Consider the following 26,429-nt stretch of genomic DNA (forward strand, 5'->3'; position numbering starts at 1 on the left):
CTCATCTTCCGGGGGTGTGGTGGTTACAGCATGCAGCTGACGCAGCCGTCCACCTCGGTGCCTTCCAGTGCAACCTGGCGCAGGCGGATGTAGTAAAGGGTCTTGATGCCCTTGCGCCATGCGTAGATCTGCGCACGGTTGATGTCACGGGTGGTCGCCGTGTCCTTGAAGAACAGGGTCAAAGAGAGCCCCTGATCCACGTACTTGGTTGCCGCGGCGTAGGTGTCGATGGTCTTTTCATAACCGATCTCATACGCATCCTGGAAGTACTCAAGGTTGTCATTATCCAGGTGTGGAGCCGGATAGTAGACGCGGCCGATCTTGCCTTCCTTGCGGATCTCGATCTTGGATGCGATCGGGTGGATCGACGAGGTCGAGTTGTTGATATAGGAGATGGAGCCGGTCGGTGGGACCGCCTGCAGGTAGCGGTTGAACAGTCCATACTCCATGACATCAGCCTTGAGCTGTGCCCACTCCTCCGCGGTCGGGGTGTGGATGGTGGAGTTGGCAAACAGCTGCTTGACCTTGTCGGTCTGTGGCAGGAACTCAGCTGGATCGAAACGGTCGAAGTACTCACCAGAGGCATAGTCAGAGTTCTCGAAGTTGGAGAATCGCTGACCCCGCTCACGGGCGATCCGGTTGGATGCCCGGAGGCATTCGTAGAGCACGGCGGCGAAGTAGGCGTTGGTGAAGTCGATGCCCTCTTCAGAACCGTAGAAGATGTGCTCGCGTCCGAGGTATCCGTGCAGGTTCATCTGGCCCAGACCGATCGCGTGGGCGGCTTCATTGCCCTTGCGGATGGAAGGAACGGAATCGATGCTGGTCTGCTCAGAGACAGCAGTCAGACCACGGATGGCGGTGTCGATGGTGCGGGAGAAGTCCGGGGAGTCCATCGCCATGGCGATGTTGAGGGAACCCAGGTTGCAGGAGATGTCCTCACCGATCTCGTCATAGGACAGATCGGCGTTGTAGGTGGAGGGTGTGGATACCTGCAGGATCTCGGAGCACAGGTTCGAGTGGGTGATGCGACCCTCGATCGGGTTCGCTTCGTTCACGGTGTCCTCATACATGATGTACGGGTAACCGGACTCGAACTGGATCTCGGCCAGAGTCTGGAAGAACTGACGCGCGTTGATCTTGGTTTTGCGGATACGGTCATCATCGACCATGTCATGGTAGTGCTCGGTGACGGAGATATCAGCAAACGGCTTGCCGTAGATGCGCTCGACATCATACGGGGAGAACAGGTACATGTCATCGTTATTCTTGGCCAGCTCGAAGGTGATATCCGGGATGACCACACCGAGTGAGAGGGTCTTGATGCGGATCTTCTCATCAGCGTTCTCGCGCTTGGTGTCCAGGAAGGACATGATGTCCGGGTGATGCGCGTTGAGGTAGACCGCGCCGGCACCCTGACGTGCACCGAGCTGGTTGGCGTAGGAGAAGGAATCCTCGAGCAGCTTCATCACTGGGATGACACCGGAGGACTGGTTCTCGATCTTCTTGATCGGAGCGCCGGACTCACGGAGGTTGGACAGCAGCAGAGCGACGCCGCCACCGCGCTTGGACAGCTGCAGTGCGGAGTTGATGGCGCGTCCGATGGACTCCATGTTGTCCTCGATGCGAAGCAGGAAACAGGACACTGGCTCGCCGCGCTGTGCCTTGCCGGAGTTCAAGAAGGTCGGGGTCGCCGGCTGGAAACGTCCGGTCATGATCTCATCGACGAGTGCGTTGGCAGTGTCACGGTCCCCATCAGCGAGGGTGAGGGCGACCATGCAGACGCGATCCTCGAAACGCTCGAGATAACGGCGGCCGTCGAAGGTCTTCAGAGTGTAGGAGGTGTAGTACTTGTACGCACCGAGGAAGGACTGGAAGCGGAACTTATAAGCGTACGCACGCTTGAACAGCTCCTTGATGTACTCGAAGTCGTACTTGTCCAGTACCTCCTTCTCGTAATAGTTGTTCTCGATCAGGTAATCGAGCTTCTCAAGGAGGTTGTGGAAGAAGACGGTGTTCTGATTGACGTGCTGGAGGAAGTACTGGTTGGCGGCTTCACGGTCCTTATCGAACTGGATCTTGCCGTCTTCATCATAAAGGTTGAGCAGTGCGTTGAGGGCGTGGAAGTCCATCTGGTCTCCGCGTGGTACGACGGAGGTTCCCGTTGCAGTCAAAGGAATAGTCCCTTTCAGAAGTTTTTATTGTAGTTTTTGTCGGCGCCTGGAATGGCGCCACGAGGGGGGCCGCAGGTGTTTCGTCTGCCCCATGATGCCGGAGTTAATGCCCCAGCGCTAACTCACGGAGCTCTTCGGACACGGGGCCCAACCCGAGGGATTCTGCGTTCTGGAGGAGACCTCCACGAAGGATTCTCAGGTCTTCCTCATTGCCCATGAGCTCAAAACGATAGACGTAGGGAACCTTGCATTTCTTGGCGATGATCTCCCCTGCAAGGCCGAAATCAGTACCGAAGTTGGAGTTTCCACCCGCCACGACAGCGCGGATGAAACTGCGGTTGTGTTCATCGTTGAGGAAGCGGATGACCTGGGGTGGCACCGGTCTGGAATTCTTACCGCTCATGGATACACCGCCACCGTAGGTGGGTGTCACCAGGACGTAGGGCTCATTGACCTCGAGGGGCTTTTCGCCCCGGGTCAGGGGGATCCGCACGTTGGGCAGCCCGAGCTTCTGCACGAACCTGTGGGTGTTGTCCGTGGCCGAGGAGAAGTACACAACTAACATCCTCGAACTCACTTCCCTTCTCAAGAATTCGCACCGTGTTCTTCGGTGTTCACCGGTACGCAGGCGGAGCAGCAGTCTGGCCATGAGGGAAAACTCCCTGCGACAAGGATACCCCTCCCGGCCCGGCGCTCCCCCCGCACTACTGACGGGAGGGAAAAATACGAAACGCCGCCGATGAGAGGCGACGTGGGGCACGCGGTTTCTTATTTGAGGACTGCGGTGCCCTTCAACAGTGTCTGAAGCCTCGCCTCCCCCACTGAGTCCAGTCAATGGCACTCAGCGGGAAGACCATTGGCGTATCAGGCTACTGCTGCCGCCATGTCGCGGATGCGCTCTGGGCGGAATCCGGACCAGTGCTCGGCTCCGGTCACGACAACCGGGGCCTGGAGGTAACCGAGTGCCAGGACATAGTCGCGGGCTTCATCATCAAGGCTGATGTCCACGAGCTCATAATCCAGACCTGCACGGTCGAGAGCCTTCTTGGTGGCGGTGCACTGGACGCAGGCTGGCTTGGTGTAAACGGTGATGGCCATGGTTTCGGACCTTCTTCCTCTCGGCCTCAGCTCATGGGAGCTGAAACCTCATCTCACTTATTTGGATATTTCTCAAGTTTTTGGTGCCATTTCTGGCCACTATTCAGCCTGATTCAGTAGCTTCCCCGACTGAGGGGGAATCCCTTAAGGCGACAACACAGACACTATACTTTGTGGTGAAATAGTGCAACAAGCACTACATATAGTAGTTACACCGTGAGTATTCCCAGCACATCACTTCTCCAGCCCCCACATATTGCGCCCCGCCCACATTTCGAAGACAGCTGATGTAACTACATTCATGTCATTCTCCCTGTTGGTCTAGTGGGGGCCCTTGTCTCCTTTATGAAATTGTTACAAACATCTCATTGCCGGCAGGTTAAGCCGACTCTGCGTGGATACCCCCTCGTTGAATCCACCAGAGAAAAGAAGACACCGTTGCCATCCATGGAAACCATGGATGGCAACGGTGTGTTTCAGTTCTACCCGGAGTTTAACCCTGGCGAGCCTTGAAACGTGGCTCCTTCTTATTGATCACGTAGACTTTGCCACGACGACGCACGACCTGGGCGCCCGGCTTGTTCTTCAGCGACCGAAGGGAATTGCGTACCTTCATTCGGGCGCTCCTTTCTCTCATGCGCTATAAGGCTATTGGGGCTAGGTAGATGTGTGGGAAAACCCGCACGTCATACCAGCTATGACACGAGGGTCTATATTATCCGACGTGCCAGCTAAACACCAAACCCCGCCTGAATGCGACTGGATTGACCGCGTTCACGGCAATGGGACCTCATTAAAGCCTACGATGAGGGCCATGACCGATACTCGCACCGAAATCATCTCACAGTTATCTACTGTTTCCCATATCGTCCCGGCAGCAGAGGTCGAATCCAGGGTGCAGTTCCTCGTGGACTATCTCCGGATCTCCGGTGCCCGGGGTTATGTCCTCGGTATCTCCGGGGGACAGGATTCCACCATTGCAGGCAGACTGGCGCAGCTCGCTGTGGAACGCATCCGCGGGGAGGATGGTGGTGATCACCGGTTCGTGGCGGTCCGGCTACCCTATGGTCTTCAGGCTGATGAGCAGGATGCCCTCATCGCGCTCGAGTTCATCCAGCCTGACCACAACGTGAGCATCAATATCCGGGAAACCACCGACGCCATGGAAGCTGCCACCGCCGCAGCGCTGGGTACGGAAGAGCTCGGGGACTTTAACAAGGGAAATATCAAGGCCCGCCAGCGGATGGTGGCGCAGTACGCCATCGCGGGCGAACTCGGACTCCTGGTCATCGGTACCGATCACGCTGCAGAGAATGTCACCGGGTTTTTCACCAAATACGGTGACGGCGCCGCCGATGTTCTTCCCCTCGCCGGACTGACCAAGCGCCAGGGAGCTGCACTGCTGGAACATCTCGGTGCACCGGACTCCACCTGGACCAAGGTTCCCACCGCCGATCTGGAAGAAGACCGCCCGGCCCTGGCAGATGAGGATGCGCTGGGCGTGACCTACCAGGAAATCGACACCTACCTGGAGAACAATGGCGAGGTCAGCCCTCAATCCACCGCACGGATCGAACACCTGTGGAAAGTGGGCCAACACAAACGCCACCTGCCGGCCACCCCGCAGGATGAGTGGTGGCGCAACTAACCGGTTATCCGTCCAGAAGGGTGATGGTGGCTTCGGCTGCCTCGATGAGTGCCACACCGTAGGCCGGACCATGTGAGGCTGCATGCACCGCCAGTGGATGCAACTGATGCAGCGGGGTCCACTCCACCCACCCGGACTCAAGCGGGTTGATCTCCTCATACCCGGCGCGGATCTCTTCCAGGAACGGCGCACCGAACAGCGCCAGCATGGCCAGGTCTGTTTCGGGGTGACCGCCATGCGCAGCCGGGTCGATCATGACGGGCCCCTCGGTGCCGAACAGCAGATTTCCGTTCCCCAGGTCACCGTGGAGGCGGGCCGGGGGCACGGTGACGTCGAGTTGTCGGAGCAACCGGCATGCCACCTGGACTGTGTGGAGGCCGTCGGCGCTGAGGTGGGAGCGTCGATAAGCGTGGTGGGCGAAGGGCAACACCCGTTGCCCGGAGTAGAAGTCCGACCACCGCTCCACCGGGGTGCATTCCTGGCGCTGGGTGCCGATGTAGTTCGGCCCCTCCCAGCCGGCAGGGGGCGCGCCGAAAGCGGGGGCGCCCGCAAGATGGATGCGCGCGAGTTCACGGCCGGCGGTCCGTGCCGCGGCGGGAGTCGGCCGGGTGGGCTCGACCCGGGCTGTGGAGATGTGGTGCGCATCCACACTGATCACGCGGGCGACCGCCGCCGGTGATGCCTCCCGAAGCCAGGAAAGCCCGGCGGCCTCAGCCAATGATGACTGAGGCTCTCCGGGCTTCTTAGTGAAGATGTCCACTGCTGGGCTGCTAGTAGCGCTCTGGTTCCTCGCCGAGCTGGAACTCACGACCGGTGATCGAATCCGGTGCGATGCGGACGTAGTTGTACTTCAAGGTGGGGATCCACGGCTTGAGGTCGAGTGAATCGACGTGCTGGATCTCATCGCCATCGCGGACCAGTTCCGCATTTCCCCGGATGACCACGGACCAGGCGGTCTCTTCATCCACATTATCCACCTCGAACAGGACATCGTGGTTCAGGCTGATGGTGAAGAGCTTGTTGCCCTCTGCAGTGCGGAAGTAGAGATTCTTCTCATCCATGACGTAGTTGACCGGGAAGATCTCGATGTCATCGCTGCGGCGAACAACAATACGTCCGAGGGCCACCGCACCGAGTCGCTCCCTGGATTCCTGCTCAGTGAGCTTCCTGACCGGTCCGTTGAGGTCTGACATTGCTGCAACACTCCCCTTTTAGTGTGTTAAACACCTGGTAGATAATTCAGGAATAGAAATGTTTTCCATTAGTCAGTTTACCTGGCCAGCAGTGTTAACGTGGAGCGTTCACAGACCATCACGCAGTGCTAATGAACCTTCACCGCGGTGCGGCCATGGAGCTTACCCGCCATGAGATCCGCCCCGGCCTGAGAAATATCGGCCAGATCAACGGTGGTGGTCATGGAGTCCAGGACCTCGGTATCCATGTGCTCCGACAGCAGGGACCACGCCCGTCGCCGCAGGTCACGGGGTGCGTCCACGGAATTGATGCCCACCAGGTGCACGCCCCGGAGGATGAAAGGCAGCACCGTTGCTGGCAGATCCGCTCCCTGGGCCAGACCGCACGCGGTGACGACCCCGCCCCACTTCGTCTGCGCGAGGGCATTGACAAGTGTGTGCGATCCCACTGAATCCACTACACCCGCCCAGCGTGCTTTCTGCAGAGGACGGCCCTGATCGGAGAGTTCTGCACGGTCAATGATCTCGGAGGCACCCAGGCCGGTGAGGTACTCCGCGTGTTCTTCCTTGCGCCCGGTGGCAGCGACGGTGGTGTACCCCAGCTGGTGGAGCAGATGGAGGGAAATGGATCCGACACCTCCGGTGGATCCTGTCACGAGGATCTCTCCGTCTTCAGGTGTCACCCCCTGTTGCAGCAGTGCATCAACGCTCAGGGCTGCTGTGTAGCCAGCGGTGCCGAGTGCCCCGACCTGCTTCGCGGAGAAGTTAAAAGGAATGTGGAGTGTGGAATCGGAATCCACCCAGAGCCGCTGGGTATAACCGCCATGTCGGCTCTCCCCCAGACCCGCGCCGTTGAGCACCACCTCATCACCACGCCCGAAACGTTCACTACGGGATTCAATGACGGTACCCACCGCATCAATACCCGGGATCAGAGGCAGGGTCCGGACCACCCCTTTATCACCGCGCAGCGCCATCGCATCCTTGTAATTGAGGCTGCTCCATCCGACCTCGATGAGCAGGTCACCGCTTCCAAGGAATTCCTGCTGCGCGGCGGTGTCGCGGTACTCGAGGATGGTAGCCGGCTTGCCGTCATCCCCCTGAAAGTTCTCCGCCTGGGAAACGACGATGCTGTTGATACTGCGCGTGCTGTCTGCTGAAGCTGAAGTCATAGCGCTCAAGTGTAATGAAAATGACGAAACCCTGTTCCACCTTCAATTGAGTGTGGAACAGGGTTTCTATCTACTGGTGGAGCTAACGGGATTCGAACCCGTGACCCCCACACTGCCAGTGTGGTGCGCTACCAGCTGCGCCATAGCCCCGTAGGTATTTTATTGTCGGGTCTTAACAACCCAGTGGAGCTAACGGGATTCGAACCCGTGACCCCCACACTGCCAGTGTGGTGCGCTACCAGCTGCGCCATAGCCCCTTTTTTGAACTCATGTAAATCTACATCTCACCGGCTGGTTTATCCAAATCGGCAGGTTGTTCGGTCAAACCACTGACCCCACGCCCGGCGCGGGGGACCGCATCAACCCGCACCAACCGACACCCCACACCCAGTATCAAACTCAGGACATCCCAGAATGCCAGAAGATCCCCCACCTTAGGTGGGGGATCTTCACAGTGCGACTTATGCTTCAGCAAGAAGCATTAGTTCTGTCGGAGGTACTCGATCCACTGGTTGATATCTTCAATTGGCAGATCCTGGCCGTTCTGCACCACGCGTGGGGAAGACACAGAACCGGTCTGCTGGTTCAGCAGCTCGGCATTCGCGGTGGCCACCTCGATGGCGCGCTCCACGTTGTCGCCGTTGAGGATGGCATTCACCACGGAGTCATCGGCGCCCATCTTGCTGGCGGCGTCGGCGAAGTCTTCGTTACTCCACTGGTTGATCAGCTCATCCTGCTCTTCCAGGAGAAGGGTGCGGAAGTTCCAGTAGAGATCGGAGTCACCGGAATCAGCGACGGAGAGGACCGCTGCGAGGGAACGGGTGGAGTGGCCCTCGGCGTTACCCTGGTCGAGGAAGTTGAGGGAATGGACCTCAACGATGAGGTTGCCCGCCTCGATTTCATCCCTCATGTCATCATCGGTGTTCTCAGCGAGGATCGCACAGAAGTTACAGGAGTAATCCTCGTACAGCTGGACCAGATTGGCATCGTCCGAGGCGCCGTCCTCTGCTTCCAGGATGATCTTGTCCTCGTCGAGGGTGGCGCTGACAGAGGTGTTTTCATAGTCACGCTCGGCCACGAACTCGGTTTTCGCCCCCTGCCCGTTGATCACGATGTAGGCGACAACGACGATTGCCACCACGACGACGGCAACGAGGGCCCAGAGGAAAGCTTTGCTGCCCCCCTGGTTGGGGTTTTGAACTTTGTTGCTCATGGGATGCCTTACCTTGTTTTCCTTCAATGGTCTTAACGCGTCATTCAGGACGCGCCCGGTTATATGGTTCTGCCCGGCCAACTTCGGGAGCACAGGTGAACCACGTCTCAAGCCTGAAGTTCTCACGCTCAGGGATGTTCTCCGGGTATGCACTCGACTTTAAACCATGAACACCTTATTTGACATGTCCACTACTTGTGCTGGGATTGAGTTCACATCGAGCCCGGAGAAAATAAACAGGGTTATTGGCCCAGAACCTGACTGACCAGAGCCTGAGCCTCTTCCTGGACCTGCTTCAGGTGCTCCTCCCCCTTGAATGATTCGGCATAGATCTTGTACTTGTCCTCGGTGCCGGATGGACGCGCCGCGAACCAGGCGTTCTCCGTGGTCACCTTCAGTCCACCGATGGCCGCACCGTTGCCGGGTGCCTCGGTGAGCTTGGCGGTGATGGGTTCTCCAGCCAGTTCCGTGGCGGTGACCTGCTCCGGGGACAGCTTCTTCAGGATGGCCTTCTGCTCACGGTTGGCCTCGGCGTCGGTGCGGGCGTAGGCGGGTGCGCCGTATTCCTCTGCCAGCTCGGCGTAGCGCTGAGATGGGGTCTTGCCCGTGACGGCGATGATCTCCGCGGCCAGCAGATTGAGGATGATGCCGTCCTTGTCGGTGGACCAGGTGGTGCCGTCCATGCGCAGGAAGGAGGCACCGGCGGATTCCTCGCCACCGAATCCAATGTCACCGTCGATGAGCCCTGGGACGAACCACTTGAAGCCCACCGGCACCTCAACCAGTCGGCGGCCAAGCTTTTCCACCACGCGGTCGATCATGGAGGAGCTGACCAGGGTCTTGCCAACGGCGGTGTCCCCGGACCAGTCTGGGCGATTGGCAAAGAGATAATCGATGGCCACGGCCAGGTAGTGGTTGGGGTTCATCAGACCGGCATCCGGGGTGACAATGCCGTGGCGGTCAGCATCGGCGTCATTGCCGGTGGCCACATCGTATTTATCACGGTTATCAATGAGGGAGGCCATGGCATGGGGGCTGGAGCAGTCCATGCGGATCTTGCCGTCGGTGTCCAGGGTCATGAAACGGAACGTGGCATCTACATGTGGGTTGACCACGGTCAGATCAAGGCCGTGGATCCGGGCGATCTCCCCCCAGTAATCCACGGAGGCGCCACCCATCGGATCAGCACCGATGCGGACACCGGCCTCACGGATGGCCTCGATGTTGACCACATTCGGCAGGTCCTCGATGTAGGTGCCCTTGAAGTCATAGCGCCCGGCGCGCTCATCCAGCACTCCGTTGACGGGCACACGCTTCACGTCTGCGAGTCCACCGCGCAACAGCTCGTTGGCGCGGTTGGCGATCCAGTCGGTGGCATCCGTGTCCGCCGGCCCACCGTTGCTGGGGTTGTACTTGAAACCACCATCGCGCGGCGGGTTGTGCGAGGGGGTGATCACGATGCCATCGGCGAGCGGGCGGGTCGGGCCCGCGGTGCCGAATACCACGCCGTCGTTATAACGGAGGATGGCGTGTGACACCGCCGGTGTCGGGGTGTAGCCACCGTCGGCATCGACAAGCACTTCGACCTCATTGGCCAGAAGCACCTCAAGCGCGGACACCATCGCAGGTTCGGACAGGGCGTGGGTGTCACGGCCGATGAAGATCGGACCGGCAAAGTATTCCGACAGCTCACCGCGGTTGCGGTAATCCACAATCGCCTGTGTGGTGGCGAGGATGTGATGTTCATTGAAGGCACTGTCCAGGGAGGAACCACGGTGTCCGGAGGTACCGAAGGCGACCTGCTGATCGGGGTTCTCCACGTCCGGGATGCGGGTGAAATATGCGGTGACCACCTCTGCGATATCGATGAGGTCCTCTGGCTGTGCCAGCTGCCCGGCGCGCTCGTGTGCCATGTGTACTTACTCCTTCAAAAGACGTTTCTCAGGTTGTATCCTTGTCCATCATTCCCCCAAACACGCTCCTTTGCAGGAGATGTGCGAAATTGTATGCAGGTAGAGTCTGCTTTCATGCCGAAGTTGTCGGAAGGGCTGGCGGTGGGCACCGGCGCCTCGTTGGGTGCGTGCGCGCGTCTGGCGTTAATGGTGTGGCTCGGCGCGGGTCTGTGGCCGATCCTGGCCATCAATGTGGCCGGCTCATTTTTCATGGGCCGGTTCAAACCCGGGCCGTTCTGGGGCACGGGTTTTCTTGGTGGTTTCACCACCTTTTCCGCATTCGCGGTGGTGCTTATCGACGCTCCCCTGCCGCACGCCGCCTTTTATCTCACTGCGACCGTGATGGGCTGCACAGCAGCCTGGTTGGCGGGTGACCGGTGGGCATCATGACCTTCGCACTGGTGGCGGTGGGGGCCTTCGCAGGTGGGATCTTGCGGTGGGCCCTGAACACAAGCCTTCCCGTCAGGGCCGGAACATTCACCGCCAACACCCTGGCCTGTCTCCTCGCCGGGGTGGTCATCGGCAGTGAACTTCCCGCCCTGGAGACCGCACTCCTGGTCACCGGTTTCTGCGGTGCGCTGTCCACCTGGTCCACCCTGGCCAAAGAACTGGGTGAACTGATCCGTGCGCGGGAATGGGGCATCCTGGCACGCTACGGGGGCGCCACCCTGATGGTGGGCGCCGCAAGCGTGCAGGCTGGCCTGATACTGGGGGCGTACTTCCTATAAGAACCACGTCAGCTGAAGGCTGCGATGGTCACCCACACCAGCAGTCCGAGGGGAATCACCACGAAGAGAAGTGCCGCCCAGAATCTTCCGGCGGGCTGACCGAGGTTGAAGGTGAAATTGGAACCACTGCCGGTGTCGATCAGGATGCGTTTGTCCTCCGGGTCGTTGTAGAAGATGCCTATGGCCTTGCCCTTCTCCCCCGGTTCCTTGGGATACTTCTGCGCTATCGCCTTCTGATCTTTTGTTATTTCCCACATGAGCGCACCACAGAGCCCGAATATGACCACCAGGAATAACGGCATCTCCCACCTGCCGGGGTTGCCGGCGTAGGTGCGCAACAGCATCACCATGATGAACAGGTTGAAGGTGAACATGAACCAACCCATATGCTTCATCGTTGCCTTATAGCCATGCCAGGTGCGGTATGCCTCATGGGGGTTCTTCGCCCCACCCGGACCGGTGACATACGCGGACTGCATGGAGATCATGGCCTCCGCGCCGAGCATGGTCAGCAACATGATGATGGGCCCCAACAGGATGTTGAAAAGGAAGCCACCCAGGGTCTTGTCCCTGAAACCATCCGCCTCCCCGGCGGCGTTCCAGTGGACCGGCATGGGATCAGGGAGCATCGGATAGTAGACAGCCAGCAGGAGTGCCACCACGATCACGGTGGATACGGCCGTGGCCAGGATCCATTTCCAGTTCATGGGGATCTTGGGCAGATCGGGCATCTTCTCAGCAGGTCTGGTCACAGGTGTTGATGTTAACAATTTTTCCAGGAACAAAAATCACCGCCACTTTAATAACAGGTGGCGGTGATATCTGCAGATACCGGAGTCGGTACAGGAAACTTAGTCGGTGATGGCCTCCAGCGGAGGCGTGGTGGCGGCCTTGTGCGCCGGCCACAACGCCGCGATGACACCCACCACCGCGGATCCGAGGAGCATCCAGAGAAGCATGTCCCACGGCACTGTGGCATCGGCTTCCAGGCCTTCGCCGGCCAAGACCGTCACAAACGCCCAACCCAGTCCGAGACCGATAAGCATACCCACGATCGCACCGTAGATGGCGATCTGCACGGACTCGAGGGTGATCATGCTGCGGATCTGGCCACGCCTGGTGCCCACGGCACGCAGCATGCCGATCTCCTGGCGGCGCTCAATGACATTGAGTGCCAGGGTGTTGATGATGCCGATGATCGCCACGATCACCGCGAGCGCCAAGAGTGCGTAGAGGATGTTCATCATGGTGTTGATGATCTGAACGGTCTCCCCGGCGTACTCTGAGGAGCTCTGTACCCGGACCACGATGTAGTCAGCCACGGCGTCTTCCACGTCCGCACGCAGCTGGGCATCATCGACACCCTCGACGCCGTTGACCATGATCAGCTGTGGAATGCTCTGGCCCTCCAGAGGGGTTCCCTCGAGGGCTGCTTCAGACACAGCGAAGTTGCCCAGCACCAGGTTCTCGTCATAAACACCAACCAGTTCCACCTCGGTGATCGGTTGTCCAACGGCGCTGATCGGGTAGCTTTCGCCCAATTCCCAACCAATAGAATCGGCAAACGGCTTGGAGGCGATGAAACCAGGGTCGGTGAGATCCATGGTCCCTTCCACCCCCTCAGCCACGATGAACTCCCCGAGGTTGCCACTTGCGGTGAAGCTCGGGGCTTGTGGGCCACCTCCGAAGGAGGACTCACCATCCACGGCAAGCAGGCTGGTACCGAGGGTGGAAACCTGGCCCACGCTGTCCAGATCTGCCACATCGTTGGCGGCCTCCCGGGGCAGGGTGATGGAGCCGCCGGTGGGACCTGTCAGCACATAGTCCGCGCTGACCTGTTCCTCCAGCAGATCACTGACCGCCTCTTTCATGGTGGCGGACAGCATGCCGATGGCGGTGACCAGGGCGATGCCCAGTGTGAGGGCAAATGCGGTGGTTGCTGTACGGCGGGGGTTACGGCGTGAGTTGGTGGCGGCAAGACGCCCCACCGCGCCGAACGGAGCACCGATGACGCGGCCCAGACCACCGACCACGGGGATCGACAGCGCCGGGGAGAAGAAGAACGTTCCCACAATCACGAACAGTGCACCCAGGCCCACCATGATGGAACGGGTGGAGGTGGAGGAATCCGTGAGCATGGCACCTGCGATAGCGAGGATGATGCCCAGGACCAGGATGATGCCACCGGTGATGGTGCGTCCAGCCATGGATCGCACCGTGGTGGATTCGATGGCGCGCATCGCCTCGACGGGTTTAACCTGACCTGCGCGGCGTGCCGGCGCCCACGCACTGATCACGGTCACGATCGTGCCCAGGACCAGAGCGGTGACCACGGCACCCGGGGTGAGGCCGAGGCTGCCACCCATCGGCATACCGAAACTACTCAAGACTGCGGAGATGGCCGCCACCAGTCCCACGCCGCCGAGGACACCCAGGGCGGATCCGAAGAGACCCACCACCACGGCCTCAAAGACCACGGAGGTGGTCAGCTGCTTACGGGACACACCCAGGGCACGCAGCAGGGCGAATTCCCGCATGCGCTGCGCCACAATCATGGAGAAGGTGTTGGCGATGATGAAGGTGCCCACCAGCAGTGCGATCAGGCCGAAGGCCACGAGGAAGTACTGGACGAAGCTCAGTGCATCACGGATCTGTCCGGTGATCTCCTCAACAAGTGCCTCGCCGGTCTCCACCTGGATTTCCGGGCCGAGGTCGGCGGCCAGGGCGTCGACAAGCGCTTGTGGTTCCGTGTCCTCCGTACCGGAGACAAGAAGGTTGGGAACGGTGTCACCGTTGAGATAACGCTCGCTGTAACCGTCGACCGACATGGCCAGGCGGATGCCTGGCATGGCGGTTTCGCTATCAAGGGTGGTCGTGCCGGTGATGGTGACGGGGTAACGTCCGCCGGAGTCCACCACCAGGAGGTTGTCCCCGACACCGAAGCCGTATTCTTCCACGGCCTCCTGATTGATCAGAACCTCATCGGGGCCTTGGGGCAGTTCTCCGTCGGCAAGCTGATAAGGCATGCCCACGGCCTGCTCCGGCTCGTAGAAGATGGCCACGGTGGAGGAACCGGATCCGGTCTGGATCGCCTGGGCATCCTCCGTGGCGAGCACCACGCTCTGCGATGCATCGATGTTGACGTTGGCTACATCATCGCGTGCCCGAATCTCCTCCACGGTCTCCACGGGAATGCCACCCGTGTTACCGCTGTCGGTGGCTGACACCACCACGTCCACACCGTCGAGGGAACTGGCGATCGCCTCATCAAAGGTGGAGGACAGAGCATTGGTGAACATCATGGAACCGGACACAAACGCTGTGCCCAACACCACGGCCAGCACGGTCAGGAACAACCTGACCTTGTGCGCGGCGATATTGCGCAAGCTCACCCTGCGCATGGTGGATCCGGAACTCATCGGGTGATGTCCTCGATTCCGGTGATGGTCGCCAGAATGTCATCGATCTTGGGATCGAAGAGCTCATTCACGATGCGCCCATCGCCGAGGAAGATCACGCGGTCCGCATAGGCGGCGGCGCGGGCGTCGTGGGTAACAATAACCACGGTCTGCTCATCCTCATCCACCGCGGTGCGCAGAATATTCAGCACCTCAGCGGAGGAGTTGGAATCCAGGTTGCCGGTTGGTTCATCGCCGAAGATGATGTCCGGGCGGGACACCAGGGCGCGGGCACACGCGACTCGCTGCTGCTGGCCACCGGACAGCTCAGCCGGGCGGTGCTTGAGGCGCTCACTCAGCCCGAGGCGCGACGTGACCTGTTCGAACCATTCCTGATCCACCTTGCGGCCGGCGATATCAGTGGGCAGGGTGATATTTTCCGCCGCAGTGAGGGTGGGCACCAGGTTGAAGGACTGGAAGATGAAGCCAAGCCGGTCACGGCGCAGGGCTGTCATATCCTTATCTTTGAGCACCGACAGATCGGTATCACCGATGAAGGCGGATCCACCGGTTGCGGTGTCCAGACCTGCCATGCAGTGCATGAGTGTGGACTTTCCGGAACCGGAGGGGCCCATGATGGCGGTGAACTTGCGGGCCTCAAACTCCACATTCACATGATCAAGTGCGGTCACGGTGGTATCACCCTGGCCATAAGCCTTGTGCAGATTCACGGCCCTGGCTGCGGCTTCGCCGGCTACGGGACGGTTCGCGTCAATCTCAGTGGCCGGGGTGAAGGAATTCTCCGCCCCTCTGTCAGGGGTGCCTGCGGGCTGGTTGCTCATCAACTTCGGTGCTTTCCTCAAACTACATTGCGCCCCGCGCGGTGCGGGGCTTGCCGTTACGTGCTTTGCGACGATTACCCCTGCCAATCTACCGGAGGGTATCACCCTGAGGAATCGGGGAAGACCCCTAAATGGATGGGTATTCACCTGGCAGGCACCGATCTGCATATAGATGGCTGTGTATTGGCTGGATCCGTGTCAGAATTCACATCCATCACTAGAGTTGAGGCATGACTGATAAAGAACCCATTGACATCAAACCACGCTCACGCGATGTAACCGATGGTCTGGAGCGATCCGCCGCCCGCGGCATGCTCCGGGCCGTGGGAATGGGCGACGATGACTGGGTCAAGCCCCAGATCGGTGTTGCCAGTTCCTGGAATGAAATCACCCCCTGCAACCTCACCCTGAAAAAACTCGCAGAATTTGCCAAGGAGGGTGTCCACGCCGCAGGTGGATATCCACTGGAGTTCGGCACCATCTCCGTCTCCGACGGCATCTCCATGGGACACGAGGGGATGCACTACTCCCTGGTCTCCCGCGAGGTGATCACTGATTCAGTGGAAACCGTCATGAGTGCAGAACGCCTCGACGGATCAATCCTGCTCGCCGGCTGTGACAAATCCATTCCCGGCATGCTCATGGCCGCCGCCCGCCTGAATCTGTCCTCTGTATTCCTCTACAACGGCTCCACCATGCCGGGTACCGCCACCATGTCCGACGGTTCGGAGAGGGAAGTCACCCTCATCGACGCGTTCGAGGCTGTCGGCGCGTGCCGGGCTGGAAAGATGAGCCGTGAGGACGTGGACGCCATTGAGCGTGCCGTCTGTCCTGGCGAGGGTGCCTGTGGTGGCATGTACACCGCCAACACCATGGCTTCCGCCGCAGAGGCCATGGGGATGTCCCTCCCCGGTTCCGCTGCCCCGCCTGCCATCCACCGCGACCGCACCCAGTACGCACGTCGTTCCGGCGACGCGGTGGTGGGACTGCTCCGCGAGGGCATCCGGGCCCGCGATATCATCACCCGCGAATCACTGCTCAACGCCGTGGCCGTGGTCATGGCCCTGGGTGGCTCCACCAACGCTGTCCTGCACCTCATGGCGATCGCCCATGAAGCTGAGGTTGATCTGCGTCTCGAGGACTTCAACGAGGTCGGTGACAAGGTTCCCCACCTCGGTGACCTCAAGCCCTTCGGACGCTATGTGATGAATGACGTATTCAAGATCGGTGGCATCCCCGTGGTGATGAAGGCGCTCCTGGAGGCCGGCCTCATCAACGGTGACTGCCTCACCGTCACAGGTAAGACCGTGGCAGAGAACCTGGCTGGCATCAACCCACCAGATCCTGATGGTCATATCCTGCGCGCGATCGACAATCCGATTCACAAGACCGGCGGGCTCACCATCCTCACCGGAAGCCTCGCACCAGAAGGGGCCGTGGTGAAGACCGCCGGTTTCGATGCCGACCGTTTCGAGGGCACCGCCCGGGTATTCAACCGCGAGAAGCCCGCCATGGACGCTGTGCTCAACGGCGAACTGACGGCCGGTGATGTGGTGATCATCCGTTATGAAGGCCCCAAGGGTGGCCCGGGCATGCGTGAGATGCTCGCCATCACCGGAGCGATCAAGGGCGCGGGAATCGGCAAGGACGTCCTGCTGATCACCGATGGCCGCTTCTCCGGTGGTTCCACGGGCCTATGCATCGGCCATGTTTCCCCGGAGGCTGTCGACGGTGGCCCCATCGCCCTTGTCCAGGACGGCGATCCGATCCTGGTGGATATCGCCCAACGCCGGATCGATCTCCTGGTAGATGACTCCACTCTGGAAGAGCGGCGAAACAACCTCCAGCATCCGGAGAACCACAGGCTCCATGGTGTGCTGGGCAAGTACGCCAAACTGGTCCAGTCCGCCTCTGTCGGGGCGGTCTGCTACTAGAAAAACAAAAAAGGGGGGTGGTGGCCGGGGATAAACCCCAACCACCACCCCCACACATGAACCAAAGTGGACACACAACAAAGAAGAGGTAGCAACACCCGGTGTGGGTGTTGCTACCTCTCTTATTGCATCATTAAGTTTTAGGTCGGCGGTAACCTACTCTCCCACACCCTCCCGAGTGCAGTACCATCAGCGTAACCAGGCTTAGCTTCCGGGTTCGAAATGGGACCGGGCGTTTCCCTGCTACTATCACCACCGACACAACCAACAGGCCACACACACCAACCGGTGCATGTACGTGTGCTGTGCTAGACACTGCATAGTGGACGCGAACATCAAAATATTGTTCTGTTATGTTACATTGCGTTAATATCCAAACCACTAGGGTTTGTGTCGGTAAATTAGTACCAGTCACCTCCACACCTTACGATGCGTCCAGATCTGGCCTATCAACCCCATAATCTATAGGGAACCTCAAAAGAAACCTCATCTCGAAACAGGCTTCCCGCTTAGATGCTTTCAGCGGTTATCCCTTCCGTACGTAGCCAACCAGCCCTGCTCCTGGCGGAACAACTGGCACACCAGAGGTACGTCCGTCCCGGTCCTCTCGTACTAGGGACAGCCTTCCTTAAGTTTCAACGCGCGCGGCGGATAGAGACCGAACTGTCTCACGACGTTCTAAACCCAGCTCGCGTACCGCTTTAATGGGCGAACAGCCCAACCCTTGGGACCTACTCCAGCCCCAGGATGCGACGAGCCGACATCGAGGTGCCAAACCATCCCGTCGATATGGACTCTTGGGGAAGATCAGCCTGTTATCCCCGGGGTACCTTTTATCCGTTGAGCGACACCACAACCACAAGTAGGTGCCGGATCACTAGTCCCGACTTTCGTCCCTGCTCGAGCTGTCACTCTCACAGTCAAGCTCCCTTGTGCACTTACACTCACCACCTGATTACCAACCAGGCTGAGGAAACCTTTGGGCGCCTCCGTTACATTTTAGGAGGCAACCGCCCCAGTTAAACTACCCACCAGGCACTGTCCCCAACCCAGATCATGGGCCAAGGTTAAGACATTCAATCCGATCAGAGTGGTATTTCACCAACGACTCACACACAACTAGCGTCACATGATCAAAGTCTCCCACCTATCCTACACAAACCGAATCAAACACCAATACCAAGCTATAGTGAAGGTCCCGGGGTCTTTTCGTCCTGCCGCGCGTAACGAGCATCTTTACTCGTACTGCAATTTCACCGGGCCTGTGGTTGAGACAGCAGGGAAGTCGTTACGCCATTCGTGCAGGTCGGAACTTACCCGACAAGGAATTTCGCTACCTTAGGATGGTTATAGTTACCACCGCCGTTTACTGGGGCTTAAATTCTCAGCTTCGCCTTTAACAGCTAACCGGTCCTCTTAACCTTCCAGCACCGGGCAGGCGTCAGTCCGTATACATCAACTTAAACGTCTTCGCACGGACCTGTGTTTTTAGTAAACAGTCGCTTCCCTCTATTCTCTGCGACCCACACCAGCTCACAGTGTAAAACTGGTCACCTGTGTGGGCCCCCCTTCTCCCGAAGTTACGGGGGCATTTTGCCGAGTTCCTTAACCACAGTTCACCCGAACGCCTTAGTATTCTCTACCTGACTACCTGTGTCGGTTTAGGGTACGGGCCGAATATGCACTCGCTAGAGGCTTTTCTCGACAGTACAGGATCACCGAATTCACCCCAAAAGGGCTACGCATCACGCCTCGAACACAATGCCAGACGGATTTACCAACCTGACGTTCTACACGCTTACACCACAATCCAATAAGTGGCTCAGGCTACCTCACTGCGTCACCCCATCACTTAGCTACTACCAGATCAGGTCCCACGCACGCCACCACCACCAACCCGAAGGTCAGTAGATGATCTTGTGGGTGGTTAGTATCACTGATTCACCATGGGCGCGCACACTCGGGTACGGGAATATCAACCCGTTATCCATCGACTACGCCTGTCGGCCTCGCCTTAGGCCCCGACTCACCCTGGGAAGATTAACTTGACCCAGGAACCCTTAGTCATCCGGCGGATGAGTTTCTCACTCATCAATCGTTACTCATGCCTGCATTCTCACTCGCACACACTCCACAACACCGTCACCAGGCTGCTTCAACGCATGCACGACGCTCCCCTACCCAACAACACCAAAAAGATGTCATTGCCGCGGCTTCGGCGGTGTACTTAAGCCCCACTACATTGTCGGCGCGGGATCACTCGACCAGTGAGCTATTACGCACTCTTTCAAGGATGGCTGCTTCTAAGCCAACCTCCTGGCTGTCTTCGCGACCCCACCTCCTTTTCCACTTAGCACACCCTTAGGGGCCTTAGCCGGCGATCTGGGCTGTTTCCCTCTCGACTACGAAGCTTATCCCCCGCAGTCTCACTGCTGTGCTCTAACTTACCGGCATTCGGAGTTTGGCTGATGTCGCTAAGATGTTGGTCCCGCTAAACCATCCAGTAGCTCTACCTCCAGTAAGAAACACACAACGCTGCACCTAAATGCATTTCGGGGAGAACCAGCTATCACGGAGTTTGATTGGCCTTTCACCCCTACCCACAACTCATCCCCTCAGTTTTCAACCTAAGTGGGTTCGCGCCTCCACGACGTCTTACCATCGCTTCACACTGGCCATGGGTAGATCACTCCGCTTCGGGTCCAAGACATGCCACTCAAAACACCCTAGTTAGGATTCGGTTTCCCTACGGCTACCCCACACGGGTTAACCTCGCGACATGCCGCTGACTCGCAGGCTCATTCTTCAAAAGGCACGCCATCACACCACAAAGGATGCTCTGACGGATTGTAAGCACACGGTTTCAGGTACTATTTCACTCCCCTCCCGGGGTACTTTTCACCATTCCCTCACGGTACTAATCCGCTATCGGTCATATCAAGTATTCAGGCTTACCGAGTGGTCCCGGCAGATTCACAGCAGATTTCACGAGCCCGCTGCTACTCGGGTATAACAACCACATCACCACAATGACCTTCATGTACAGGACTTTCACCTTCTACGGCAGGCGTTTCCACACCACTTCCACTAATCATCATGCGCAACGCCAGTGTCCGGCAGAACACAATCGTCATTACCCCACAACCACCTACATGCAACCCCTGCCGGGTATCACACACATAGATTTTAGCCATCATCCGCGTTCGCTCGCCGCTACTAACGGAATCACAATTGTTTTCTTCTCCTACGGGTACTGAGATGTTTCACTTCCCCGTGTCAACCTCCACACCGACTATATATTCACCGGCGGGTAACCACACATCACTGCGGCTGGGTTTCCCCATTCGGACATCCTCGGATCAACGCTTAGTTGGCAACTCCCCGAGGCATAACGCAGCCTCTCACGTCCTTCATCGGCTTGATATGCCAAGGCATCCACCGTGTGCCCTTAAAACAAACACTAAACACACCAACCACAAAGGCTGGTGCCACGTTCGGATACACAATAAAACTTACAAAAAATAAAGATGCTCGCGTCCACTATACAGTTCTCACACAACACAACACCCACACCAACAACAACCACACACAAGGTGATCCTCATTGATCTGAATGCCCAAGGAATAACCAATGTCATCCCAGACACCCAACAGCATGCCAAATATTTACTTCCCACACAGTATGGGTTTGTTTGCCGAACACAGGGTCATGATCCACCCGATTATTATTTGTTGATGGCAACCACGAACGGGTTCCAACACCAACACCCCAACAACATCAACACTGTTGATCGTGGGGTTAATTTAAAGCTCCTTAGAAAGGAGGTGATCCAGCCGCACCTTCCGGTACGGCTACCTTGTTACGACTTCGTCCCAATCGCCGATCCCACCTTCGACAGCTCCCTCCCACAAGGGGTTGGGCCACTGGCTTCGGGTGTTACCAACTTTCATGACGTGACGGGCGGTGTGTACAAGGCCCGGGAACGTATTCACCGCAGCGTTGCTGATCTGCGATTACTAGCGACTCCGACTTCATGGGGTCGAGTTGCAGACCCCAATCCGAACTGAGGCCGGCTTTAAGAGATTAGCTCCACCTTACGGTGTGGCAACTCGCTGTACCGACCATTGTAGCATGTGTGAAGCCCTGGACATAAGGGGCATGATGATTTGACGTCATCCCCACCTTCCTCCGAGTTAACCCCGGCAGTCTCTCATGAGTGCCCACCATCACGTGATGGCAACATAAGACAAGGGTTGCGCTCGTTGCGGGACTTAACCCAACATCTCACGACACGAGCTGACGACAACCATGCACCACCTGTACACCAGCCACAAGGGAAGCTACATCTCTGCAGCGATCTGGTGTATGTCAAGCCCAGGTAAGGTTCTTCGCGTTGCATCGAATTAATCCACATGCTCCGCCGCTTGTGCGGGCCCCCGTCAATTCCTTTGAGTTTTAGCCTTGCGGCCGTACTCCCCAGGCGGGGCGCTTAATGCGTTAGCTGCGGCACAGAAGACGTGGAAGTCCCCTACACCTAGCGCCCACCGTTTACGGCATGGACTACCAGGGTATCTAATCCTGTTCGCTACCCATGCTTTCGCTCCTCAGCGTCAGTTACTGCCCAGAGACCTGCCTTCGCCATTGGTGTTCCTCCTGATATCTGCGCATTTCACCGCTACACCAGGAATTCCAGTCTCCCCTACAGCACTCAAGTTATGCCCGTATCGCCTGCACGCCCGAGGTTAAGCCCCGGGATTTCACAGACGACGTGACAAACCACCTACGAGCTCTTTACGCCCAGTAATTCCGGACAACGCTCGCACCCTACGTATTACCGCGGCTGCTGGCACGTAGTTAGCCGGTGCTTCTTCTCCAGGTACCGTCACATATTCGCTTCGTCCCTGGCGAAAGGAGTTTACAACCCGAAGGCCTTCATCCCCCACGCGGCGTCGCTGCATCAGGCTTTCGCCCATTGTGCAATATTCCCCACTGCTGCCTCCCGTAGGAGTCTGGGCCGTGTCTCAGTCCCAATGTGGCCGATCACCCTCTCAGGCCGGCTACCCGTCGACGCCTTGGTAGGCCATTACCCCACCAACAAGCTGATAGGCCGCAGGCTCATCCCACACCGCAAAAGCTTTCCACCCCCCACACTAAAGGGGGGTCATATCCGGTATTAGACCCAGTTTCCCAGGCTTATCCCGAAGTGCAGGGCAGATCACCCACGTGTTACTCACCCGTTCGCCACTAATCCACCCTGCAAGCAGGGCATCATCGTTCGACTTGCATGTGTTAAGCACGCCGCCAGCGTTCGTCCTGAGCCAGGATCAAACTCTCCACAAAATATGAAAACAAAATTTCCAAGGCCGTGAAAAGCCTGAAAAACCTAGCAAAACAAACAACACACACCCACCCTAAGATGAACTGCGTGTCTGGCTGTTTCAACCAAATAATGGTTAATAAAAAAACATTCTTCCCAACCCCCACTTAAATCCCTGACGGGGAAAAGCATAAGGAGGCCAGGTGTTATCGTAATAAACCATGCACAAAATTAAACGACACCAACAACCCGAAAGCTGTCAGTACCTTTATTTACAGTGGTTAGGGTATATGCATCCCCACCACCCGGCATGACCACTACCACCCCAAAAGAGGCGATAGTACGACAAACAAAAAATAAATGGCACACTATTGAGTTCTCAAACAACATTCACATACCACATCCACACAACACCTCAGTGTTGGTCTTTGTTGGCAGCTTGATCAACTTTACGTAACCTGATGTTCAAAGTCAAAACGCTTTGAACCTCACGGTGTGTATCGTCTTTGTTTGTCAGCACCTGTTTTCCTCACACCACTCAACCAGTTCATAACTGGCGGGGCGCTGTCGGTCGGCCTGACTCATATCAATCTACACACCCCCACACAGAACCCACAAACCCCCAGCTCAGGACACTAAAACCAAGTTTAAGCTGACCAATCGCCGGGGGTTTCAACGGTTCAAAGCGGTGTCCTACCCGGAAACCCTCTTGATGTCAGCGCCGAGCTTCTGGAGGTTCTCCACAAAGTTCGGGTAGCCGCGGTCAATGTGGAACACATCGCGAACCTCGGTGGTGCCATCCGCACACAATGCGGCGATGACCAGTCCCGCGCCGGCACGGATATCGGAGGACCAGACGGTGGTTGATGAAAGCTGTTCAATTCCCCGGAGGACAACATGGTGGCCGTCCACGGTGGCATCAGCTCCAAGACGCAGCATCTCATCCACGAATCGGAACCTGGATTCAAAAACATTCTCTGTTACTACTGAGACGCCATCAGCTACTGCGTTGATTCCGATAGCCATCGGCTGGAGGTCAGTGGGAAAACCCGGGAATGGAAGGGTCTGGTAATCGGTGGCAACGGGCCGCTGGTTCATCACAACACGGAAACCATTTTCAAAGGTCTCCACCTGGGCACCCGCAAGCTTGAGCTTTTCCAGGGGCAGGTGGAGGTAGCGCGGGGCAATACCTCCGACAGTGATGTCACCGCGGGTGATGGCCGCCGCGTAGGCCCATGTTCCGGCGACGATGCGATCACCGATCACTTCATGTGATGTCGGGTTCAGCTTCTCCACGCCGTTGATGGTGATCTGAGGGGATCCTTCGCCCTGGATATCCGCGCCCATTGAACGGAGCATGCGGCACAGATCCACAATCTCCGGTTCCCGGGCGGCGTTATCCAGAACAGTCTGGCCATCCGCCATGACTGAGGCCATGAGGATATTCTCCGTTGCCCCAACGGATGGGAAGTCCAGGGTGATGTCTGCTCCGGTGAGTTTCTCCGCCTCGGCAACCACTGCCCCATGCTGGGTGCGGGTGGTGGCGCCGAGTTGTTCCAGACCACTCTGATGCATATCGAGTGGCCGTGAACCGATGGCATCTCCGCCAGGAAGCGACACCACTGCCCGGCCACAACGTGCGGTAAGGGGTCCAAGAACACAGACAGAGGCGCGGAACTGGGTGACAGCAGGGAAATCTGCATCTGATTTCAGCTCAGCCGGGGTGTGGATGGTGACGGTGTGTCCGTCAATCTCCACCTCGCAGCCAAGACCGACCAGGACATCACGCATGAGTGGGACGTCGAGAATTTCGGGGCAGTTGGTCAGGGTTGTGGTGCCCTCCGCGAGAAGTGCAGCTGCCATCAGCTTGAGCACACTGTTCTTCGCGCCGTCGACTCGCACAGATCCCTGGAGCCTTGCTCCACCGTTGACTAGAAACTTGTCTTTCACGTGCCCCACCTTAACCGCCCCCGCGGCCAGAATGTTTCATGACAGGTGAATCACGGCTAAATTCGGAAGGTATGGCAATTCACCTGACCAAAATTTACACCCGGACCGGCGATGACGGGACCACCGGACTGTCCAACTTCTCCCGTGTATCCAAGGATGATCCCCGTCTGATCGCCTACGCGGATTCCGATGAGGCGAACTGCGCGATCGGAGAGGTTCTCGCACTGGGCAACCCCAGTGAAGAGATGACCTCGGTGCTACGCCGCGTTCAAAATGAGCTCTTCGATGTCGGTGCGGACCTGGCCAATCCCATTGAGGAGAACCCGAAGTACCCACCACTGCGGGTTCTGCCGGAATATGTCGAACGGCTCGAGGCTGATTGTGATTCATGGAATGAGGATCTCCCCGACCTTGATTCCTTCATCCTGCCCGGTGGAACCCCCGCGGCAGCTCTGCTCCACACCGCACGTGTGGTCACCCGTCGCGCGGAACGATCCGCATGGGTGGCGGTACGCGAACACCCAGACACCACCTCAGTTCTGCCCGCGAAGTATCTGAACAGGTTGAGCGATCTGCTGTTCATTCTCTCGCGTGTTGCCAATGACGGCGACGATGTGAAGTGGGTTCCGGGCGGAAAGCGCTAACTGCTTCTAATTACAAAGGAGGATCAGGGCAGCGCACCGATGCGGCGCGCTGCATTGACAGCCTCATAACGGGTGTGGGCGCCGAGTTTACGCATGACAGAGCGCAGGTAGCTCTTCACGGTCTCTGCGCCGATACCCATTTCCTCTGCTGCCTCCACATTGGTGTGGCCCAGCGCCACGCACGCGAGCACATCAAGTTCGCGGGCTGACAGCTTGGTGGTCTGCTTCACCCGGACCGGGGTGACCATCTGATCACAGAGCTCTTCGAGTTCGCGGCGCAGTTCCTCATCGGTCACACGGTTAGCCAGCATCCTGAGCTTGGAGTGGGTGGAACGGACCTGTTCCCATTCCGCACCGTTCATGACGCGGTTGGGCTTCAGTGCGCTGCGCCCATCAGGGGACCCACTGCGACGGAGCGCTGAGTTGATGGCCAGGTCCTGCTCGAGTGTCCGGGCAGTCATGGTTACTTCTTCAATCACCGTGTCACCGAGCCGAACCGCGGAGTGGACTCCCACATAGAGAACGCCTCGGATCTCCCGGTGCACAATGACCGGTACGGCCACAATGGAGTGCAGCCCTTCATCCTGAATGGAGGAATCCTTCTCATGAGAGATCACATTGGCCCGGGTGTAATCACTGACACCCACTGGGCGACGGGTCGCCACCACGCGGCCACCCACCCCCACGCCCGGCTCAATGATCAGGTTCTGGAGGGCAGGGGTTCGGAGCCCGACCCACTGTGTGATCTGCAAACGATTATCCGGGAGGACAGTCGCGTACATGGTGACAGGAATGCCCGTCGCGGTCTTCAGCGATGCCAGGGCCGAGCGAATGGCATCTTCATCATCTTTGATCCGCTGGGTATCCACCTTGTAGTCATCCTCCTGCTTTACACCCGTGCTGGTACACCCGAAAGCGCCCACACGAGTTAGAACTATCCGACAGGCGTACAGTATAACTCCCCTTTGGGGGTAGTCATAGTCAGCCTTCTTCAGAGAGTATGTTGACTCTTCCTAAGAATATCTTTACTTTTGGGGGTATCTAAAAAAGTTCCCCACCCCCTCAAGCCTACCCCCACACCCCCGACAATACCTACCCCGCCCACCTTCATGCAGTTCACAACACATTTCCCCCTTTCCCACACCTTCACCTGCCCACTTGTGAACCAC

Annotated in this window: 19 protein-coding genes, 2 tRNA genes and 3 rRNA genes; 5 read left to right on the forward strand and 19 right to left on the reverse strand. The window is 58.1% G+C overall.

Features of this window, described 5'->3' with window-relative positions; translation table 11 throughout:
• Positions 1-23: 23 nt before the first annotated feature.
• From nrdE to ykgO, 4 genes are all read right to left on the reverse strand, one after another.
• Positions 24-2,129 carry a class 1b ribonucleoside-diphosphate reductase subunit alpha gene (nrdE, locus tag CFAEC_RS10905; protein ID WP_290279889.1) on the reverse strand — a complete coding sequence of 702 codons (2,106 nt, stop codon included), beginning with the start codon at positions 2,127-2,129 and terminating at the stop codon, positions 24-26.
• A gap of 145 nt (positions 2,130-2,274) precedes the next feature.
• On the reverse strand, positions 2,275-2,736 hold the full coding sequence (gene nrdI, locus CFAEC_RS10910; RefSeq protein ID WP_290276789.1) for a class Ib ribonucleoside-diphosphate reductase assembly flavoprotein NrdI: 462 nt from the start codon (positions 2,734-2,736) through the stop codon (positions 2,275-2,277).
• A 299-nt stretch (positions 2,737-3,035) separates the two neighbouring features.
• A complete protein-coding gene (nrdH, locus tag CFAEC_RS10915; RefSeq protein ID WP_290276790.1) occupies positions 3,036-3,269 on the reverse strand; it encodes a glutaredoxin-like protein NrdH in 234 nt (77 codons plus the stop codon).
• 493 nt (positions 3,270-3,762) lie between these two features.
• Positions 3,763-3,885, reverse strand: a complete 123-nt coding sequence (ykgO, locus tag CFAEC_RS10920; protein ID WP_003857945.1) for a type B 50S ribosomal protein L36 — start codon at positions 3,883-3,885, stop codon at positions 3,763-3,765.
• Between the two features lie 198 nt (positions 3,886-4,083).
• Between ykgO and nadE the strand changes: the two genes are divergently transcribed.
• A complete protein-coding gene (nadE, locus tag CFAEC_RS10925; protein WP_290276792.1) occupies positions 4,084-4,917 on the forward strand; it encodes an NAD(+) synthase in 834 nt (277 codons plus the stop codon).
• 4 nt (positions 4,918-4,921) lie between these two features.
• Here nadE and CFAEC_RS10930 read toward each other — a convergent pair whose 3' ends face one another.
• The 7 genes from CFAEC_RS10930 to pgm form a co-directional block, all read right to left on the reverse strand.
• On the reverse strand, positions 4,922-5,677 hold the full coding sequence (locus CFAEC_RS10930) for a fructosamine kinase family protein (protein WP_290276793.1): 756 nt from the start codon (positions 5,675-5,677) through the stop codon (positions 4,922-4,924).
• A gap of 10 nt (positions 5,678-5,687) precedes the next feature.
• A complete protein-coding gene (locus CFAEC_RS10935; protein WP_290276795.1) occupies positions 5,688-6,110 on the reverse strand; it encodes a pyridoxamine 5'-phosphate oxidase family protein in 423 nt (140 codons plus the stop codon).
• A 128-nt stretch (positions 6,111-6,238) separates the two neighbouring features.
• The gene (locus CFAEC_RS10940; protein ID WP_290276796.1) at positions 6,239-7,282 is read right to left on the reverse strand and encodes an MDR family oxidoreductase; all 1,044 of its coding nucleotides are present in this window, start codon (positions 7,280-7,282) and stop codon (positions 6,239-6,241) included.
• Between the two features lie 74 nt (positions 7,283-7,356).
• A tRNA-Ala gene (locus CFAEC_RS10945) sits at positions 7,357-7,432 on the reverse strand.
• Positions 7,433-7,466: 34 nt separating this feature from the next.
• Positions 7,467-7,539 (reverse strand) — tRNA-Ala (locus CFAEC_RS10950).
• Positions 7,540-7,763: 224 nt separating this feature from the next.
• The gene (locus CFAEC_RS10955) at positions 7,764-8,495 is read right to left on the reverse strand and encodes a DsbA family protein (protein ID WP_290276797.1); all 732 of its coding nucleotides are present in this window, start codon (positions 8,493-8,495) and stop codon (positions 7,764-7,766) included.
• 242 nt (positions 8,496-8,737) lie between these two features.
• Positions 8,738-10,408: a phosphoglucomutase (alpha-D-glucose-1,6-bisphosphate-dependent) gene (pgm, locus tag CFAEC_RS10960; protein WP_290276798.1), complete on the reverse strand. Its 1,671-nt coding sequence runs from the start codon at positions 10,406-10,408 to the stop codon at positions 8,738-8,740.
• A gap of 114 nt (positions 10,409-10,522) precedes the next feature.
• On the opposite strand from pgm, the gene CFAEC_RS10965 reads away from it, so the two are divergent.
• Positions 10,523-10,837 carry a fluoride efflux transporter family protein gene (locus tag CFAEC_RS10965; RefSeq protein WP_290276799.1) on the forward strand — a complete coding sequence of 105 codons (315 nt, stop codon included), beginning with the start codon at positions 10,523-10,525 and terminating at the stop codon, positions 10,835-10,837.
• On the forward strand, positions 10,834-11,175 hold the full coding sequence (locus CFAEC_RS10970; protein WP_290276800.1) for a fluoride efflux transporter FluC: 342 nt from the start codon (positions 10,834-10,836) through the stop codon (positions 11,173-11,175). The genes CFAEC_RS10965 and CFAEC_RS10970 overlap by 4 nt, the downstream gene beginning before the upstream one ends.
• Positions 11,176-11,183: 8 nt before the next feature.
• Here the strand turns inward: CFAEC_RS10970 and CFAEC_RS10975 are convergent, their stop codons facing one another.
• From CFAEC_RS10975 to CFAEC_RS10985, 3 genes are all read right to left on the reverse strand, one after another.
• Positions 11,184-11,927: a DUF1648 domain-containing protein gene (locus tag CFAEC_RS10975; RefSeq protein WP_290276801.1), complete on the reverse strand. Its 744-nt coding sequence runs from the start codon at positions 11,925-11,927 to the stop codon at positions 11,184-11,186.
• 99 nt (positions 11,928-12,026) lie between these two features.
• Positions 12,027-14,594, reverse strand: coding sequence for an ABC transporter permease (locus tag CFAEC_RS10980; RefSeq protein WP_290276802.1), 2,568 nt, complete (start codon positions 14,592-14,594; stop codon positions 12,027-12,029).
• Positions 14,591-15,415, reverse strand: a complete 825-nt coding sequence (locus CFAEC_RS10985; protein WP_290276803.1) for an ABC transporter ATP-binding protein — start codon at positions 15,413-15,415, stop codon at positions 14,591-14,593. Before CFAEC_RS10985 ends, CFAEC_RS10980 begins: the two co-directional genes overlap by 4 nt.
• A 230-nt stretch (positions 15,416-15,645) precedes the next feature.
• Here CFAEC_RS10985 and ilvD point away from each other — a divergent pair, with 230 nt between their 5' ends.
• Entirely contained in the window at positions 15,646-17,349 is a 1,704-nt protein-coding gene (gene ilvD / locus CFAEC_RS10990; protein WP_290276804.1) for a dihydroxy-acid dehydratase, read from the forward strand.
• Positions 17,350-17,492: 143 nt separating this feature from the next.
• Here the strand turns inward: ilvD and rrf are convergent.
• From rrf to murA, 4 genes are all read right to left on the reverse strand, one after another.
• Positions 17,493-17,609: ribosomal RNA gene (gene rrf, locus CFAEC_RS10995) — 5S ribosomal RNA — on the reverse strand.
• A 121-nt stretch (positions 17,610-17,730) separates the two neighbouring features.
• Positions 17,731-20,811 (reverse strand): 23S ribosomal RNA (locus CFAEC_RS11000).
• A 355-nt stretch (positions 20,812-21,166) separates the two neighbouring features.
• A 16S ribosomal RNA gene (locus tag CFAEC_RS11005) occupies positions 21,167-22,689 on the reverse strand.
• The 16S, 23S and 5S rRNA genes sit together here, the layout of an rRNA operon.
• Before the next feature lie 670 nt (positions 22,690-23,359).
• Entirely contained in the window at positions 23,360-24,616 is a 1,257-nt protein-coding gene (gene murA / locus CFAEC_RS11010; RefSeq protein WP_290276805.1) for a UDP-N-acetylglucosamine 1-carboxyvinyltransferase, read from the reverse strand.
• Positions 24,617-24,687: 71 nt separating this feature from the next.
• Between murA and CFAEC_RS11015 the strand changes: the two genes are divergently transcribed.
• Positions 24,688-25,260 carry a cob(I)yrinic acid a,c-diamide adenosyltransferase gene (locus tag CFAEC_RS11015; RefSeq protein WP_290276806.1) on the forward strand — a complete coding sequence of 191 codons (573 nt, stop codon included), beginning with the start codon at positions 24,688-24,690 and terminating at the stop codon, positions 25,258-25,260.
• A 23-nt stretch (positions 25,261-25,283) separates the two neighbouring features.
• On the opposite strand, the gene ramA is transcribed toward CFAEC_RS11015, so the two are convergent.
• Positions 25,284-26,129 (reverse strand): acetate metabolism transcriptional regulator RamA, encoded by an 846-nt coding sequence (gene ramA, locus CFAEC_RS11020; protein ID WP_290276807.1) that lies wholly within the window; start codon positions 26,127-26,129, stop codon positions 25,284-25,286.
• Positions 26,130-26,429: the final 300 nt, after the last annotated feature.

This window comes from Corynebacterium faecale (assembly GCF_030408735.1).
Lineage (GTDB): Bacteria > Actinomycetota > Actinomycetes > Mycobacteriales > Mycobacteriaceae > Corynebacterium > Corynebacterium faecale.

What these genes read in the sequence shown, in the direction of transcription:
- nrdI (WP_290276789.1), bottom strand. Translation starts at nt 2,736, where the DNA reads ATGTTAGTTGTGTACTTCTCCTCGGCCACGGACAACACCCACAGGTTC.
- CFAEC_RS10955 (WP_290276797.1), bottom strand. Translation starts at nt 8,495, where the DNA reads ATGAGCAACAAAGTTCAAAACCCCAACCAGGGGGGCAGCAAAGCTTTC.
- CFAEC_RS10940 (WP_290276796.1), bottom strand. Translation starts at nt 7,282, where the DNA reads ATGACTTCAGCTTCAGCAGACAGCACGCGCAGTATCAACAGCATCGTC.
- CFAEC_RS10935 (WP_290276795.1), bottom strand. Translation starts at nt 6,110, where the DNA reads ATGTCAGACCTCAACGGACCGGTCAGGAAGCTCACTGAGCAGGAATCC.
- CFAEC_RS11015 (WP_290276806.1), top strand. Translation starts at nt 24,688, where the DNA reads ATGGCAATTCACCTGACCAAAATTTACACCCGGACCGGCGATGACGGG.
- CFAEC_RS10980 (WP_290276802.1), bottom strand. Translation starts at nt 14,594, where the DNA reads ATGAGTTCCGGATCCACCATGCGCAGGGTGAGCTTGCGCAATATCGCC.
- nrdH (WP_290276790.1), bottom strand. Translation starts at nt 3,269, where the DNA reads ATGGCCATCACCGTTTACACCAAGCCAGCCTGCGTCCAGTGCACCGCC.
- nadE (WP_290276792.1), top strand. Translation starts at nt 4,084, where the DNA reads ATGACCGATACTCGCACCGAAATCATCTCACAGTTATCTACTGTTTCC.
- ilvD (WP_290276804.1), top strand. Translation starts at nt 15,646, where the DNA reads ATGACTGATAAAGAACCCATTGACATCAAACCACGCTCACGCGATGTA.
- CFAEC_RS10965 (WP_290276799.1), top strand. Translation starts at nt 10,523, where the DNA reads ATGCCGAAGTTGTCGGAAGGGCTGGCGGTGGGCACCGGCGCCTCGTTG.
- CFAEC_RS10970 (WP_290276800.1), top strand. Translation starts at nt 10,834, where the DNA reads ATGACCTTCGCACTGGTGGCGGTGGGGGCCTTCGCAGGTGGGATCTTG.
- ykgO (WP_003857945.1), bottom strand. Translation starts at nt 3,885, where the DNA reads ATGAAGGTACGCAATTCCCTTCGGTCGCTGAAGAACAAGCCGGGCGCC.
- CFAEC_RS10985 (WP_290276803.1), bottom strand. Translation starts at nt 15,415, where the DNA reads ATGAGCAACCAGCCCGCAGGCACCCCTGACAGAGGGGCGGAGAATTCC.
- pgm (WP_290276798.1), bottom strand. Translation starts at nt 10,408, where the DNA reads ATGGCACACGAGCGCGCCGGGCAGCTGGCACAGCCAGAGGACCTCATC.
- nrdE (WP_290279889.1), bottom strand. Translation starts at nt 2,129, where the DNA reads ATGGACTTCCACGCCCTCAACGCACTGCTCAACCTTTATGATGAAGAC.